Origin of the sequence: Allocatelliglobosispora scoriae (assembly GCF_014204945.1) — a bacterium.
Classification (GTDB): domain Bacteria; phylum Actinomycetota; class Actinomycetes; order Mycobacteriales; family Micromonosporaceae; genus Allocatelliglobosispora; species Allocatelliglobosispora scoriae.
In genome coordinates, this window is record NZ_JACHMN010000003.1 from 2003694 (window position 1) to 2019497 (window position 15804).

Below are 15804 nucleotides of genomic sequence, written 5' to 3' on the forward strand. Positions count from 1 at the left end.
GCAGCCTCCCGGCGTCGGCCACCGCGGTCTGGCATGGTCACGCTTGCGGACCGGTGGCGAGCCGGGCCGAGACGCGCTCATAGCGCTGCTGCGCGGCCTGGGCGGTCCGCAGGCCCAGCGCATCGGCGATCTGCCCCCAGGTCAGGCCCTCCGCGCGGGCGACGAAGAGCAGGCCCGCCTCCAGCTGGTCGACCTCGCTGCGGCCCGCGGAGAGCAGCGCGAGCGCCGCATAGAGATCCGGGGGTACGTCCAGCGACGTCCTCTCGTTGTCGGCGCGCCACAGCGCCTGGCGGATCAGGGTGATCGCGTCGTGCGGCTGGCCCGCCATCAGCCAGGGAAGGCGCGGCAGGTCCTCGCCGCCCCGGGCCATCAGCCAGTTGCGGGCCTCGCGCTCGGCGTCGCCCGCCGCCTGATCCGCTGATGCTCTGTCCACCATCGCAGCCTGCCTCCTCAACAGAGTGTTGTCAACAATGTGTTGAAGAAGGCGGGGTTCCGGGCTAGCCTCCCCGATGTCCGCGCGCTTCCGGGGAGGATCCGATCCAGACCGCTCTCGTCCTCGACATCGACGGCACCCTGTGTCCGCAGTCCGGCTTCAGTCCGTTCGGCCCGCTGGTCGAGGTCGGCGTCGCGCTGCACCCGGTCCTCGTCGCGCCCTCGCTCTGCGCCGCGCTCGCCGACCTCGGTGCCCGGCCCCACGTCACCCCGGTCTGGCTCACGACGTGGCCGCCCGAGACCCGCCGCGCCCTGCGGTCGCCGTTCCCCGGCCGGGACTGGGAGCAGATCGACCTGGACGGGGTCGGCGGCGCGACGGGTCGGCGGTGGCCCAAGTGGGCCGCCCTGACCGCGTGGCTGGCCGACAACGCCGACATCACCCGCGTCGCCTGGGTCGACGACGATCTCGCCCTCGACGCGGAGCCTGATCGACACCACCCCGCCGGCAGCCGAGCCGAGTTCTGCGTCCGGGAGCTACGCCGCCGACACCTCGATGCGTTCGCCATCGCGCCCACCGGCGAATACGGGATGACCCCGCGCCACCTCGCCGAACTCGAACAAGTGATCGGTCGTGGTCAATAGCCTATTGAATCGATGGGATTAGTGGAGTTAGGATCCCTGTCGACCATAGTGCTAATGCATATCGATAGCTGAATGGGTGTTGCCACCTGTCGACCATCGGCTCCCTCCGCGAGGCCCGCGCCGGCCGTACCGGGGAAGATCTTGTTTAGCGATCTGGTGAGACGGCTCCTGCGCGACCGGTGGGCGTCCGCCGGTGCGGCCACGGTCCTGGCCTTTCTGACCGCGGCCGGGCTCGCACCGTGGCTGGCCGCGCTCGGCGGCCACGACCCATACACCTATGACCTCGACGCCCTCGACACCTCGGGCATGCCGGTCGGCTGGGGCGGCGGCATCGGCGCCGATCACTGGCTCGGGGTGGAGCCGCTGACCGGGCGCGACCTGTTCGCCATCGCGGTCCACGGCGCGCGGACATCGCTGCTGATCGGGGTCAGCGCCACGGCGGTCGCGGTCGTGATCGGCGTGGGCGTCGGGACCACCGCGGGCTACTTCGGCGGCTGGACCGATCGCGTCATCAGCCGGGTGATCGACGTCCTCTTCGGCTTTCCCGCCCTGATCTTCATGATCGCGCTCGGCGCCATCGCCCCGGCGAGCGTGCCGCGGCAGCTGCTCGTCATCGGGGTCATCGGGCTCTTCGGCTGGCCCGGCATCGCCCGGGTCGTCCGCGCGCAGACCCTCTCGCTCCGGCACCGCACCTTCGTCGTGGCGTCGGTGTCGATGGGGGCCGGGCCGTGGCACGTGCTGACCCGCCAGATCCTGCCCAACCTGACCAGCACCATCATCGTCTACAGCACGATCATGATCCCCGGGATGATCGGGGTGCAGGCCGCCCTGTCCTTCCTCGGAGTCGGGCTGCCCCCGCCCACCCCCGACTGGGGAGCCCTGATCAGCAACGCGATCGACTGGGTGCAGACCGATCCGATGTACCTCGCCGTGCCCGGAACCGCGCTCTTCCTCGCCACCCTCGGCTTCAACCTGCTCGGCGACGGCCTGCGCGACATCCTCGACCCCCGACTGGGCGCGGGTCGCGCCAGGAGACCGCTGGGGGCGCGCCGATGAGGATCCTGCGGATAGCGGCCGGGCGCCTCGCGTCCACGCTGCTCGTGCTGCTCGCCGTCAGCATGCTGACCTTCGCCGTCTTCTACCTGCTGCCGACGGACCCGGCACAGCTCTCCTGCGGCCGCCCGTGCACCCCCGAACGGCTCGCCGACGCGCGCGCCTTCATGGGCTACGACGTGCCGGTCTGGCAGCAGTACCTCGACTTCCTGTCGGGCATCGTCGTCGGGCGCGAGTTCGGCTCGGCCGGAGCCGTGGTGCGGTGCGCGGCGCCCTGCTTCGGCTACTCCTTCCAGCTCGACGCCCCGGTCACCGAGCTCATCGCCGAGCGGGCCGGGGTGACCTTCTCGATCGCGATCGGCGCGGCCGTGCTGTGGCTGATCATCGGCGTCGGCGCCGGGGTCGTGTCCGCGGTCCGGCGCGGTGAGGCGGCCGACCGGGCGGCGATGACGCTGTCGGTCGCCGGGGTCTCCGCACCCACCTACCTCGCCGGGCTGCTCGGCATCTTCCTCTTCGGATTCACCCTCGACATGGTGCCGGTGGGCGGCTATGTCCCGCTGGCCGAGGATCCGGTGCAGTGGCTGTGGCACCTCGTGCTGCCGTGGACGGTGCTGGCCCTGCTCTCCGCGGCCGTCTACGCCCGGCTCACGCGCGGGCAGATGCTGGAGGCCCTCGGCGAGGACTACATCCGGACGGCGCGCGCCAAAGGGCTGTCCGAACGGCGAGTGGTCCTGCGGCACGCGTTGCGCAACGTGCTCGTACCCGTCGTCACGGTCTTCGGTCTTGATCTCGGCGGTCTGCTCGGCGGCGCGGTCATCACCGAGCGGGTCTTCAGCATGCAGGGCCTCGGCGCCCTGCTCATCGACGCGGTCGGCAACGTCGACCTGCCGCTGCTGGTCGGCGTGACCCTCTTCTCCGCATTCCTCATCATCGCCGCGAACGTCGCCGTGGACCTCGTCTACAGCGCGCTTGACCCCCGGATCTCCACCGAGACCGGCCAGTGAAAGGAGACCACGCATGAGGAGACGCCACAGCCTTTCCGGTGCCCTCGCCCTCACGGTGCTGCTGGGGCTGACCGCCTGCAACGCCAACGCGGCGCCCGAGCAGCAGCCGCCGGGAGGGTCCACGACCGTCAAGGGCGGCACACTCACCATCCTGAGCTCGTCGACCACGGTCAACCTCGACCCGGCCAAGAGCCAGAGCCTCGCCATCACCACCCTCGGCCTGGTGCACCGGCGGCTGACCAGCTGGGACATCCAGCCGGGCAAGACCGCCGCCGTCGTCCCGGACCTCGCGACGGACGCGGGCAAGCCGACCGACGGCGGCCGGACCTGGACATACACCCTGCGCGAGGGCCTGAAGTACGCCGACGGGACCGCGATCACCGCCGCCGACGTGAAGTACGGCGTGGAGCGCTCCTTCGCACCGGAGCTCTCCGGCGGCCTGGGCTACCACAAGACGCTCCTCACCGGCGGGGCCGCCTACAAGGGCCCGTTCGGCGGCGGCGCGCTCGCCTCCATCGAGGCCCCGGACGCTCGTACCATCGTCTTCAGGCTGGACAAGCCCTTCGGCGACTGGCCGTGGGTCGTCTCCACCCCGGCGTTCGCCCCCGTGCCCAAGGCGAAGGAGGACGTCCAGAAATACGGCCAGAACCCCGCCGCCTCCGGCCCCTACCAGGTGGAGTCCTACCAGCAGGGCACGGCGCTGAAGCTCAAGCGCAACAGCTACTGGGACGCCGCCACCGACCCCGTCCGCACGGGCGGGCCGGAGAACATCGTCATCCAGCTCGGCCAGGACACCTCGGTCGTCGCGCAGCGGTTGATCGCCAGCACCGGCGACGACAGGAACGCCTTCGGGTCGAGCTTCGTGCCGCCCGCCCAGCTCGCGCAGATCCAGTCCCAGCCCGACGCCAGGAAGCGGCTCGTCACCTCGGAGGCGGGTGCCCTGGAGTTCCTGGCGCTCAACACCAGGCGCCCGGCGCTCGCCGACGTCAGGGTACGCCAGGCCATCCGCTACGCCGTCGACAAGAAGGCATACCAGATCGCCGCGGGCGGGGAGATCGGCGGCGGGCCGGCGACGACCCTCATCACCCCCGGCATTCCGGGCCGGCAGGACTACGACCCCTACCCGGCCGGTGCGTCCGGTGACGTGGACAAGGCGAAGCAGCTGCTCGCGGCGGCCGGCGTCACCGCGCTGTCGCTGACCCTGCTCGTGACGAACGACCCGGTGCGTCTGACCAAGGCGCAGGCCATCCAGCAGGGGCTCACGCGCATCGGCGTCACCGTCACGATCAAGCCGGAGGACTCCGACACCTGGTTCAGCCACGTCACCGACGACCTCGGCGACTACGACCTCGCGCTGACGAGCTGGCAGCCGGACTTCCCGAGCGCCAACGCCAACATCCAGCCGCTGTTCGCCTCGAGCGAGATCGGCGGCGGCGGGTTCAACCTCTCCCGCTACTCCAACGCCGCGGTCGACAAGCTCATCGAGCAGGCGAGTGCCGAGATCGACCAGACCCGGGCGCAGGCCCTGTGGGTCGACGCCGACAAGCTGATCCAGGCGGACTCGCCGGTCGTGCCGCTCATCTACTCCCGCAACTCCTTCCTGCACGGGTCCAATGTGGCCAACTTCTTCATCGCCGCGTTCCCCGCCTACCCCAACTACCTGAAGGTCTCGCTGAACCAGGTATGAGCCTCTTCGCGGTCACAGATCTGTCCATCTCGTTCGACGTGGGTGGGCGGCCGCACCAGGCCGTCCGCGGTGCCGGCTTCACGCTGGACCGCGGACGGGTCCTGGCCGTCGTCGGCGAGTCGGGCTCCGGCAAGAGCGTGACGGCGCTCGCCGCGCTCGGGCTGCTGCCCGGCACGGCGACCGTCTCCGGCAGCATCCGGCTCGACGGCGAGGAGCTGCTGTCGGCCTCCCTGCGGCGGCTGCGCCAGATCCGCGGCGGCGCCATCGGCACGGTCTTCCAGGAGCCCATGAGCACCTTCAACCCGATGTACCGCATCGGATGGCAGCTCGCCGAGGCCATCCGGGTCCACGGGTCGGCGGGCCGGCGCGAGGCCCTGAGCCGGGCCCGGGAACTGCTCGACACCGTGGGCATCCGCGACACCGCCCGGGCCGCCGCCGCATACCCGCACGAACTCTCCGGAGGGCAGCTGCAGCGCGCGGCGATCGCCATGGCGATCAGCAACGATCCGGCGCTGCTGATCCTCGACGAGCCGACGACCGCGCTCGACGTCACGGTGCAGGCCGGGATCCTCGAGCTGCTGCACGGACTGCGGGAGCGGACCAGCACGGCGATCCTGCTCATCACCCACGACATGGGTGTCGTGGCCGACCTCGCCGACGACGCGGTGGTGCTGCGCGACGGCGAGGTCGTCGAGATCGCCGAGGTGGGCGACCTGTTCGCCGCGCCCCGCCACGACTACACCAGGGCGCTGCTGGGCGCCGTCCCCCGGATCGCCCCGCGCTCCCACCCCGCGCCGCCGGTCGATCCGGAGCCCGTCGCGGCGGTGTCGGTCCGCGGGGTCACCGTGGACTACGCCGGGCGGCACCAGGTGCGGGCGGTCCGGCAGGCGACACTCTCCATTCAGGATGGTGAGATCGTCGGCCTGGTCGGCGAGTCCGGCTCCGGCAAATCCACCCTCGGCCGCGCGATCGTCGGCCTGGTGCCGCTCGCCGAAGGACAGATCCACCTCGCCGGTACGCCGGTGGCCGGCCCTCGGCGGGCGCTGCGGCGGCTGCGGGCCCGGACCGGCATCGTCTTCCAGGATCCGGCCTCCTCGCTGAATCCCCAGTGGACCGTCGGGACCAGCGTCGCCGAACCGCTCTACCTGCACACCACCATGTCGGCGGCGGCGCGGCGGGCGAAGGTGGCGGACCTGCTCGCCTCGGTGGGGATGGATCCGGCGTTCGCCGCCCGCCATCCGCACCAGATGTCGGGCGGACAGCGCCAGCGCGCGGCGATAGCCCGTGCCATCGCCCTCGACCCGGCCCTGCTCATCGCCGACGAGCCGACCAGCGCGCTCGATGTCTCCGTGCAGGCGCGCATCCTCGACCTGCTGCGCGAGCTGCAGGGGAGGCTCGGATTCGCGTGCCTGTTCATCAGCCACGACCTCGCCGTGGTGAGCCAGCTGGCGAGCCGGGTGGCGGTGATGCACCAGGGCCGCATCGTCGAGCAGGGCTCGGCGGAGCAGGTCCTGCTCGACCCCCGGGAGCCTTACACCCGCCGGCTTCTCGCCGCCGCGCCCGTCCCCGACCCGCTGCGCCAGCGCCGCCGGGGCAGGCAGGAGGTCCCGCCCCGATCCTGAGCGCCGACGATGGCGGACTATGCGGTCGGTGTGGTCGCGCAGACCCAGGTGCTCTGCGCGGCTGGCTCGTAGGCCGAGACGCCGGTGGAGTGGAAGGCGCGGACCTTGAAGCACATGTACGTGCCGGGGGCGAGCCCGTCCCAGGCGTACGCCGTGGTGCCGGCGCCGGTGTTCCTCGACGTGTTGCCGTTGGTGATGGTGAACCCGTCCTCGTCGGAGGAGTTGTCGCTCCACTGCAGACGGATCGTGCTCGTGCCGATCGCCGTCGCCGTCAGGTTGCCCGGCGCCGCCGGTCCCGCACCGGAGAGGCTGATCGCGCAGACCCATGTCTCCTGCGCCGCCGGGTAGTAGGCCGAGACGCCGGACGAGTTGAAGGCGCGGACCTTGAAACACGAGTAGCTCGACGGTGCCAGGCCGGTCCAGTCATAGGTGGTCGTGTCGGGGCCGACATCCCGCGACGTGCTGCCGTCGATGACGGTGAATCCGCTCTCGCCGACCGACCTGTCCTTCCAGCGCAGGCGGATCGTACCGGCGCTGATCGGCGTCGCCGTGAGGTTTCCCGGTGCCGCGAGCGCCGTGGTCGGTGCGCTCGCCTTCGGGCTGGTGGTGGCGGCGGAGCTCGGCAGGGCGCCCGCCGGGCTGGGGCTCGCCGCCGGATTCGTCGCACCGACACTCGCCACCGGAATCACGGCGCCGCCCGCTCCGGCCGGGCTCGGGGTGCCGGCGCCCGGGCTCGCCGCGAGGCTCTGCGGTTGCGCGTCGGCGGGGAGGTTGAGGAGGATGCCGACGGCTGCGACGGCCGCGACGGCCAGACCGGCGCCCACGACCGCGAGCAGCCGCCCGCCCCGGTGCCGGTCGCGAGCGGGCTGGCTGCGGGTCGGCACCGGCATCGAGCCCGGCGGCGGCACCGGCACCACGGCCTGGGGCCGGGTGGTGGCCGAAGCCACCTCGGGCGGAATCACCGCCGCTGCGGGCCGGTGCTGGTGCTGGTGCGGGCCCTGCGCCAGCGCCCGCCGGGCCTGGTCGGCGAGGACGGCGCCGGAGGGCCAGCGCATCGCCGGGTCCTTCGCCATCGCCCGCTCCACGATCGCCCGGACGCCGGCAGGCACGTCCGGCGGCAGCGGTGGCGGTTCGTCGTGGACGTGCCGCATCGCGATCTCCACCACGCTGTCCCCGGCGAACGGCAGCCGGCCGGCGAGGCAGCGATAGGCCACGATGCCGAGCGCGTAGACATCCGATGCGGGGGTGGCCGGCCGGCCCAGCGCCCGCTCCGGCGCGATGTACCCGGCGGTGCCGACGAGCGATCCGGTCGCGGTCTGCGCCGACGCGCCGGCCGATCGGGCGATGCCGAAGTCGGTGACGAGCACACCGCCGTCCGGGCGCAGCAGCAGATTGCCGGGCTTGACATCGCGGTGCGTCACGCCCTTCTCGTGGGCCGCGTGCAGCGCCTCGGCGGCCGAGGCGACGAGCCGCATCGTCGCCTCGGGGCTCAGCCGCCCGACCCGGGCCAGGGTCTGTGCCAGCGACTCGCCCTCGATGTACTTCATCACCAGGTAGACGCCGACCGCCGGGTCGGCGCCGAAGTCGTGCACCTCGACGACACCGGGGTGGCTGATCGTGGCCATGATGCGCGCCTCGGCCCGGAACCGGTCGACGAAGACCGGTTCGTCGGGCAGCCCGCCGAGCAGGCATTTGACCGCGACGGTGCGGCCCAGCACCAGATCGACGGCGCGCCACACCTCACCCATGCCGCCGCTGCCGACGCGCTGCTCCAGCCGGTACCGCTCAGCCAGCACCGTTCCCGCACGGACCAATGTGACCACCTTCGCGGGCCGGATCCACCGAGTCGTTCCCAACGGGGAGTAGGTTAGCCGCTGGACGGTGATCTTCCGGGCGGGTGTCGGGCTGTCACCCGGGTTCCGGACGATGCCGGGCTATACGCAGGGCGAACACGGCGATCGCGGCGGCGCCGGACGCGGCGAGCAGCCGTTCCAGCAGCCCGCCCAGCCCGGCGTCCTCGGCCGCGATCAAGCCGACCAGCAGGAGCGCGAATCCGATGCCGACGCCACGGGCACCCCAGGTCCAGGACCGCCATCCCGGTGCGCGCCGGAACGCGGCCGCGAGGACGAACGCGGTGGCGATGAAGAGCAGGATCCCCACCATGGTGATCATCGAGTCGAACTTCCCGCCGGTATTGGCGAGCTGCTGCTCCGCGCCCGTGCACCCCGGATCGGCCAACCGGCACGTGCGCCCTGCTCGGACTGCTCGGCGCCCTACCCGCGACCGCCGCCGCCGCCCACCCGCGATCCGCGGCGGCGGTGCCCGGACCGGGCACTCTGGACCCCGCGTTCGGGGTCGGCGGCATCGTCACCACCGCCTTCGCGGGCCGAGCGGTCGGCGCCGGCGCCCTCGCCGGGCACGGACCGGACGGCGTCACCGTCGTCGGCGGCGGGCTCGCCACCAACGCATCCGACTTCCTCCACGAGGCGTACGCCCCGCCGCCTCCTAGTTCATGTGGGTGATCTGGATCAGGTTGCCGCAGGTGTCGTCGAAGACGGCCGTGGTGACCGGGCCCATGACGGTGGGCGGCCGGGTGAACACCACGCCCAGCGCGGTCATCCGGTCGTACTCCTGCTGCACGTCGGCGACGGCGAAGGAGGTGAACGGGATCCCGTCGGCCACGATCGCCGCCTTGAACTGCTTGGAGGCCGGGTGCGCATCGGGCTCCAGCAGCAGCTCGACCCCGTCCGGATGCGCGGGCGACACGACGGTCAGCCAGCTGTGACCGTCGCCGAGGGGCACATCGGTCTTCTTCACGAAGCCGAGGACCTCGGTGTAGAAGCGCAGCGCCTTGGCCTGATCGTCGACCCAGACACTGCACACGTTGATGATCATGATGGCTCCTCTGCGTGCCGCCGGCGCTGCCGCTCCGAGCCGATACTCGCATACGCCGGGCCGGGGCGGGCGCGACCTAGGGGAGGTCGGGTGCGGTGCCCGCGTGGGTGTAGGTGCCCGGTGTGTGACCGGTGGCGCGGCGGAACGCGGCGATGAAGGCGCTGGTCTTGCGGTAGCCGACGGCACGGGCGACGGCGTCGACCGTCGTCCCGTTGGCGAGCATCTGGACGGCGGCGCGGACCCGGACCCGGGTACGCCAGCGGGCGAAGCTCAGCCCGGTCTCGCTGAGGAAGAGCCGCGACAGGGTCCGGACGCTGGTGTGGACGTGGTCTGCCCAGGCGGCGAGTTCACGCTGGTCCGCCGGGTCCGCGATGAGCCGTTCGGCGACGGCCTTCACCCGCGGGTCGGTCGGCATCGACACCTGGATGTGGTGGGCGGGCAGCGGGGTGAGCAGGTCGAAGACGAGCGCTTCGGCGTGCGGCCGGCTCGGGTGGTCGGCGCCGACCCGTCCCAGGTGCGCGACGAGCTCGCGGAGCAGCCGCCCGACCGGAACGCCGGTGGGCTCGGTCCAGGCGATGGGGCAGCGATCGGGAGCAAACATGATCATCGATACTTCACCGGCGCGCAGCGCGGACGCGGCGTGCTCGACCCCGCCGGGAATCCAGAGTCCATAGCCCGGCGGGACGAGCCAGTCGCGTGCCCGGGAGAGGACCGCGAGGGTCGCGGTGGAGCTCGACATCAGGATCGGCTCGGAGTGCGAATGCGCATCGACCTGGGCAGAGGACCCCATCTCGCCGTGGTAGACGGTGAGGATCGGGGTGGCCGTTGCAGGGTATCGGTTGGCCGCTGCGTGCACGATGGCCACACTATCGTTAGGCGAGCCTCACCAGGGCGGATCAGCTTCGATTCGAATGAGGGAACCATGACCGGACTCGCCGAACGCCTGGCCGACCTCGCCAGCGGCGCCATGCTCGACACCGCCCGCGTCACCGGTCTCAGCCGCCTGTCGGCCGAGTTCCTGCGGGTGGAGCTCTCGGCCGACGCGTTCCGGAAGGCGACGTGGGTGCCCGGCGCGAAGCTCCAGTTCCGGCCGCGCCGCGGCTCGATGGGCCTGCGTACCTACACGCCCATCGGCTGGGACGCCGACCGCGGAGCGACCGAGCTGATCGCCTACACGCACGGGGACGGTCCGGCGGCGGAGTGGTTCGAGCGGGTGGCGGTCGGCACGGAGTGCGGGGTCTTCGGCCCGCGCCGCTCGATCGACCTGCGCGACCCCGCCGGTCCGGTGGTCTTCGTCGGTGACGAGACGAGCGTGGCGCTCGCGGCCGCGCTGCGCACCGTGACCGGCGACGTGTCGCACGTCTTCGAGGCACGCGACCCGGCCGGGCTGACCGGCGTGCTGGCGGGGCTGGGGATCACCGAACGGGTGGCGGTGGTCGTGAAGACGGCGGACCGGGTCGAGCTGCTGCGGCAGGCGCGCGACGCGGCGGTTCGGACGGCGTACACCCTGGTCGTCACCGGCGACGCGGCGACGGTGCACGCCGTGCGGCGCGACGCCCGGGGGTGGCCGTCGACCCCCGGGCAGGTGAAGGGCAAGGCCTACTGGGCCGAGGGCCGCACCGGCCTCGACTGACCGCCCGGCGTTACGCTGGTCGTCGTCGACTTGAGGAGAAGCTGCGCACCGGTGAGCCGTCTGACTGTTCTCGACGTCGTCGCCTGGGAGGGCCGAGAGATCCCCGGCGACCGGACGGCCGCACTGCTGCGGGCACTGGCCGCCGCCGGGCCGGGCGGGCTCGGCGAGGACGAGCTGGTGGGCGAGGTGTGGCCCACCGACCCACCGGCGAATCCGCGCAAGGCGTTGCAGGTGGTGGTCTCCCGGGCGAGGTCCGTCACCTCCGCCGAGGTGATCGAGCGTACGCGGCGCGGCTACCGGCTGGGACTGCCCGCGATCGAGGTCGACGCGTGGGCGCTGCGGCCGGAGGGGCTCCGGCTGGCCGCCGCCGGCCGGTGGTCCGACGCCCTGCCGCTGCTGGAACGGGCCGCGGTCGGCGGCGACGCCGAGGTCGTGGCGGCACTGCTGCGGGCGCTCGGGAGCGTGCGGGGCGTGCCCGCGGCACTGGAACGCTACGAGGAGTACCGGGCGGGCCTCGCCGCGTCGCTGGGGGTCGATCCGTCGCCGGAGCTGCGCGCGCTCCACGCCGAGCTGCTCGCCGCCGACCGGCCGGTCCGCAGCGGGGTCCGCTACGACGCCGACCGCCTCATCGGCCGGGAGGCGGACCTGGCGGCCCTGCGGGTCCTGGTCCGCACCCATCGGGTGGTCTCCATCATCGGCACCGGCGGCCTCGGCAAGACCCGGCTGGTGCACCTGATCGCGCGGTCGGCGGAGCAACCCGTGGTCCACGTCGTGGAGCTCGCCGGGGTCACCTCGCCCGAGGGCGTCGCGGTCGAGGTCGCCGATGCTCTCGGCGTACGCGAGTCGGTGGCCGGGCGCCCTGTCGTGCTCCGCCCCGCCGACCTGCTCACCCGGCTCGTGGACGCGGTCGGGACGGTCCCGGTGCTGCTGGTGCTGGACAACTGCGAGCATCTCGTCGACGCCGTCGCCGACCTCGTCGCCGCGCTGGTGTCCCGCACGCCCCGGCTGACCGTGCTGACGACCAGCCGCGTGCCGCTCGGCCTGCCCGCGGAGCGTGCGTATCCGCTGCCCGAGCTCCCGCCGGACGAGGCCGCGGTCCTGTTCGCCGATCGGGCCACCGCCGCCCGGCCCGGGGTGGTGCTCGATCCGGACGACGTGCGCGAGCTGGTCATGCGGCTCGACGGGCTGCCGCTCGCGCTGGAGCTCGCGGCGGCGAAGGTCCGGTCGATGAGCGTCGTCGAGATCACCCGCCGGCTCGACAACCGCTTCGCGCTGCTGCGCGGCGGCAGCCGGGCCGCACCCGAACGGCACCAGACCCTGCTCGCGGTCATCGACTGGTCCTGGAACCTGCTCACGCAGGAGCAGCGGGTGGCGCTGCGCCGGTTGGCGGTGTTCCGCGACGGGTTCTCCCTCGACGGCGCGGCCGCGGTGCTCGGCGGCGACGCGCGCGAGGTGGTCGCGGCGCTGGTGGAGCACTCCCTGGTGGTCGTCCGGGAGGCCGCCGGTGTCCGCTACCGGCTGTTGGAGACGGTCCGGGAGTTCGGGCGGATGCAGCTCGTCGACGCCGGAGAGGACGCGCTGGCCGACAAGGCCCTCTCGGCATGGGCCACCGAGCTGGCGACCGTGGCCGGCCGGCGGCTGAACAGCCCCGACCAGGTGGCGACGATGGCGCTCGTCCGGGAGGAGGAGGGCAACCTCGTCGACGTCCTGCGGCGCGGCCTCGCCGCGGACGACCGGCCCGCGGTGACGGCGCTCTACGCGGTGCTGGCCGGCTTCTGGATCGTCGAGGGCTCCCACGCGAAGGTGACGAGCATCGGACCCGCCGTCGTGCGGCTGCTGCTGTCGACGCCGACCGCGCCCGAGCTCGCCGACGGCGTCCGGGTGTGCCTGACGGTGGCCGGAATCAACGAGATGATCTTCCAGAACGGTGTCAGCGGCCCCCTCCTGGACCGGCTGCGGCTGCTCGGGCCGGGTTCCGACCCGCAGGTCGCCACCATGGTGCGGGTGCTCCTCGAGAGCGGCGTCGAGGCCTCCGTCCAGCAGATTCAGCGGCTGGTCGAGCTCGCCGCCGACCCCGACCCGGTCGTCGCCCGGCTGGCGCTGGGGTGGCTCTCGCGCTGCTATGAGAACCTCGGCGACCTCGCCGCGGCCCTGACTGCTGCCCGGCGCGCCCTCGAGCTGTGCGACGACGCCTACGGGCCGTGGATGCGCGGAGTGATGTCGGCCAGCGTCGCCGGCCTCGCGTTCCAGACCGGCGATCTCGTCGATGCCCGGTTCTACGCACAAGCGGCGCTGCCGGTGCTGGCATCGCTCGGCGCCCACGAGGACTACGTGCAGACCCTCGCCACGCTGGCGATGCTCGCCCTGCACGAGGGCCGTCTCGACGAGGCGGCGCAGATCTTCGACGAGGTCGCCGCCGAGGACGGTGCGCAGGCCCTGTTCGGCGGTGCGACGGAGCTCATGTGCGGCCGGGCCGAGCTGCTGCTCGCCCGCGGCGAGACCGATGCCGGGCTGGCCGCCTACACCGCGGCCCTCGCCGCGATCCGCGACCGCAGCGCGCCCGGACCGCAGCTGCCGCCCGCGCTGGAGTACTGGACGATGGTCGCACAGGGCGCGCTCGTCGCAGCCTTCGTCCGGGCCGGGCGTCCGGCTCGCCAGGACCGCGACGAGCTGCTGGTCCGCGCCAGGGAGGCGACCTCGGGACCCCACCTCGCCGATGTGCCGGTCCTCGGCTGCGCGCTGTTCGCGCTGGCGGTGTGGGAGATCGTCTTCGGTGACCGGGGCGCCGGTGCCGCCCTGCTCGCGTACGCGGACCGCTTCGCCTTCAACCGGATGCTGCCGAGCCTCGACTGGTCGTGGGCGGTCTCGCTCGCGCAGCCGGCCGGGATCGCCCCCGGCGACCCGGCCGAGCTGCGCGAGCCGCTCAACGCCCTGCTGCGGAGCCTGGCCTGACCGCTACACCTTGCGGCTGTAGGAGCGCACCGCCAGCGGCGCGAAGACCCCGACCACCACGGCGCAGCCGAGCACGGCCCAGCCGACGGCGGCCGTCAGCTCCCCGTCGTTCATCAGGTCGCGGATGGCGTTGATGACGAGCGAGACGGGGTTGACCTTCACGAACGCCTGCAGCCAGCCCGGCAGCGAGGTCAGCGGCACGAACGCGTTGGAGAGGAAGGTCAGCGGAAACATGATCATCAAGCCCACGCCCTGGACCGCCTGGGCGGTGCGCAGGACCGTGCCGAGCCAGGCGAAGATCCAGGACAGGGACCAGCCGGCGGCCACGACCAGGATCCAGCCGGCGGCGACCCCGACGACACCGCCGCCCGGACGGTAGCCCATGGCGAGTCCGGTGAGGACGGTCAGTGTCGACGCGATGGCGTAGCGGAGGAGGTCGGCGACCATGGGGCCGGCGAGCGGGGCGATACGCGCCATCGGCAGCGAGCGGAACCGGTCGAAGACTCCCTTGTCCATGTCCTCGCGCAGCTGCGTACCCGTCGCCATGCAGGCGGTCAGCGCGGTCTGGACCATGATGCCGGTGATGATCGTCGGCAGGTAGCTCTTGACGTCCCCGGCGATCGCGCCGCCGAAGATGTAGGTGAACATCGCCGTGAACAGCAGCGGCTGGATCACCACGTCGAAGAACTGCTCCGGGTTGCGCTGCATCTTCTTCAGCGCGCGCCACGCCATGGAGAAGGTCTGGCTGACCGTCTCCCGCAGGGAGGTACGGGCGGTCAGCCGCCGCTGGGACGCGGGGATGATCAGGGTGCTCATCGGGACTCCTCGGAGGTGGGCTCGGCGTAGTGGCCGGTGATGGCGAGGAAGACCTCGTCGAGGGTGGGCTGCCGGACCGACGCGGTCGCGATGCCGATCTCGGCGGTCCGCAGCGCGATCAGCACGTCGGCGGCGCGGTTGGGGTCGGGCAGGGCGATGGAGAGGCCACCCGCCTCGGGCGTCAGCGCCGGCACCTCGCCGAGGATCCGGGCCGCCAGGGCCGCCGCCTCGGGGGTGCGGTCGGCGTCGGTGAGCTGCACATAGAGGGTGGAGTTGCCGACGCTGGCCTTGAGCTCGTTGGGCGTGCCCTCGGCGACCTTGCGGCCGCGGTCGATGACCGCGATCCGGTCGGCGAGCTGGTCCGCCTCGTCGAGGTACTGCGTGGTGAGCAGCACGGTGGCGCCGTCGCGGATCAGGTCGCGGATCGTGTCCCACATCTGCCCCCGGGTGCGGGGATCCAGGCCCGTGGTCGGCTCGTCGAGGAAGATCAGCGGCGGCCGGGAGATCAGCGAGGCGGCCAGGTCGAGCCGGCGACGCATACCCCCGGAGAAGTTCTTGATCTGCCGGCTTGCCGCGTCTTCGAGGCCGAACCGGCCGAGCAGGTCGGCCGCGCGCGCCTTCGCGGCCGACGACCGCAGCCCCTGCAGGCGGCCGAAGAGCCACAGGTTCTCGGCGGCGGTGAGGTTCTCGTCGACGGAGGCATACTGCCCGGTCACACCGACGAGCTGGCGGATCTGGTGCGGGTTCGACGCGACGTCGATCCCGAAGATGTCGGCCCGCCCGCCGTCGATCGACAGGAGCGTCGTCAGCATCCGCAGCATGGTGGTCTTGCCGGCCCCGTTGGGTCCCAGGACGCCGAAGACCTCTCCCGTGCGGACGGTGAGGTCGACGCCGTCGACGGCGACCACCTCACCGAACCGCTTGATGAGGCCGGTGGCCTCGACGGCGAGGTCCGACCCGGCGGTCCCGCCCGTGTCGGGACGGGCGGGGGCATATGCGAGATTCATGCGCCCACTATGGCCCAGCCCGCCTTCACCCCGGTTTCGCGGTGGTTTCACCCGCCGTCAG

Annotated in this window: 15 protein-coding genes; 8 read left to right on the forward strand and 7 right to left on the reverse strand. The window is 72.6% G+C overall.

All coding sequences use genetic code 11. The features are described 5' to 3' along the window. Nucleotides 1-37: 37 nt before the first annotated feature. Nucleotides 38-433 (reverse strand): DNA-binding protein, encoded by a 396-nt coding sequence (locus tag F4553_RS35165; protein ID WP_312875509.1) that lies wholly within the window; start codon nt 431-433, stop codon nt 38-40. 128 nt (nt 434-561) lie between these two features. On the opposite strand from F4553_RS35165, the gene F4553_RS43065 reads away from it, so the two are divergent. The 5 genes from F4553_RS43065 (at nt 562) to F4553_RS35190 (ending at nt 6440) form a co-directional block, all read left to right on the forward strand. Beyond that, a complete protein-coding gene (locus tag F4553_RS43065) occupies nt 562-1074 on the forward strand; it encodes an HAD domain-containing protein (RefSeq protein ID WP_376776356.1) in 513 nt (170 codons plus the stop codon). Between the two features lie 156 nt (nt 1075-1230). Further along, entirely contained in the window at nt 1231-2130 is a 900-nt protein-coding gene (locus tag F4553_RS35175) for an ABC transporter permease (protein WP_312875510.1), read from the forward strand. Continuing rightward, a complete protein-coding gene (locus F4553_RS35180) occupies nt 2127-3131 on the forward strand; it encodes an ABC transporter permease (protein ID WP_184845221.1) in 1005 nt (334 codons plus the stop codon). Before F4553_RS35175 ends, F4553_RS35180 begins: the two co-directional genes overlap by 4 nt. Nucleotides 3132-3144: 13 nt before the next feature. Next, nucleotides 3145-4818 (forward strand): ABC transporter substrate-binding protein, encoded by a 1674-nt coding sequence (locus F4553_RS35185; RefSeq protein ID WP_184845223.1) that lies wholly within the window; start codon nt 3145-3147, stop codon nt 4816-4818. After that, entirely contained in the window at nt 4815-6440 is a 1626-nt protein-coding gene (locus tag F4553_RS35190) for a dipeptide ABC transporter ATP-binding protein (protein WP_184845225.1), read from the forward strand. Before F4553_RS35185 ends, F4553_RS35190 begins: the two co-directional genes overlap by 4 nt. 17 nt (nt 6441-6457) lie before the next feature. Here F4553_RS35190 and F4553_RS42670 read toward each other — a convergent pair whose 3' ends face one another. Together F4553_RS42670 and F4553_RS35200 are read right to left on the reverse strand one after the other, a co-directional pair. Continuing rightward, entirely contained in the window at nt 6458-8254 is a 1797-nt protein-coding gene (locus F4553_RS42670) for a protein kinase domain-containing protein (protein ID WP_312875511.1), read from the reverse strand. Between the two features lie 94 nt (nt 8255-8348). Further along, nucleotides 8349-8678 carry an LPXTG cell wall anchor domain-containing protein gene (locus F4553_RS35200; RefSeq protein ID WP_184845227.1) on the reverse strand — a complete coding sequence of 110 codons (330 nt, stop codon included), beginning with the start codon at nt 8676-8678 and terminating at the stop codon, nt 8349-8351. Between the two features lie 80 nt (nt 8679-8758). On the opposite strand from F4553_RS35200, the gene F4553_RS35205 reads away from it, so the two are divergent. Further along, a complete protein-coding gene (locus tag F4553_RS35205) occupies nt 8759-8962 on the forward strand; it encodes a hypothetical protein (RefSeq protein ID WP_184845229.1) in 204 nt (67 codons plus the stop codon). Here F4553_RS35205 and F4553_RS35210 read toward each other — a convergent pair. Together F4553_RS35210 and F4553_RS42675 are read right to left on the reverse strand one after the other, a co-directional pair. Continuing rightward, nucleotides 8946-9335 carry a VOC family protein gene (locus F4553_RS35210; RefSeq protein WP_184845231.1) on the reverse strand — a complete coding sequence of 130 codons (390 nt, stop codon included), beginning with the start codon at nt 9333-9335 and terminating at the stop codon, nt 8946-8948. The two genes, F4553_RS35205 and F4553_RS35210, sit on opposite strands and share 17 nt — an antisense overlap. Nucleotides 9336-9411: 76 nt before the next feature. Then, nucleotides 9412-10191 (reverse strand): helix-turn-helix transcriptional regulator, encoded by a 780-nt coding sequence (locus F4553_RS42675; RefSeq protein ID WP_221470609.1) that lies wholly within the window; start codon nt 10189-10191, stop codon nt 9412-9414. A gap of 66 nt (nt 10192-10257) precedes the next feature. Between F4553_RS42675 and F4553_RS35220 the strand changes: the two genes are divergently transcribed. Both F4553_RS35220 and F4553_RS35225 read left to right on the forward strand, forming a co-directional pair. Then, nucleotides 10258-10968 (forward strand): siderophore-interacting protein, encoded by a 711-nt coding sequence (locus F4553_RS35220; protein ID WP_184845233.1) that lies wholly within the window; start codon nt 10258-10260, stop codon nt 10966-10968. Between the two features lie 51 nt (nt 10969-11019). Then, the gene (locus F4553_RS35225) at nt 11020-13920 is read left to right on the forward strand and encodes an ATP-binding protein (protein WP_184845235.1); all 2901 of its coding nucleotides are present in this window, start codon (nt 11020-11022) and stop codon (nt 13918-13920) included. Nucleotides 13921-13923: 3 nt separating this feature from the next. On the opposite strand, the gene F4553_RS35230 is transcribed toward F4553_RS35225, so the two are convergent. Then, nucleotides 13924-14736, reverse strand: a complete 813-nt coding sequence (locus F4553_RS35230) for an ABC transporter permease (RefSeq protein WP_184845237.1) — start codon at nt 14734-14736, stop codon at nt 13924-13926. Next, nucleotides 14733-15743 (reverse strand): ATP-binding cassette domain-containing protein, encoded by a 1011-nt coding sequence (locus tag F4553_RS35235; protein ID WP_184845239.1) that lies wholly within the window; start codon nt 15741-15743, stop codon nt 14733-14735. Before F4553_RS35235 ends, F4553_RS35230 begins: the two co-directional genes overlap by 4 nt. Between the last annotated feature and the right edge of the window lie 61 nt (nt 15744-15804).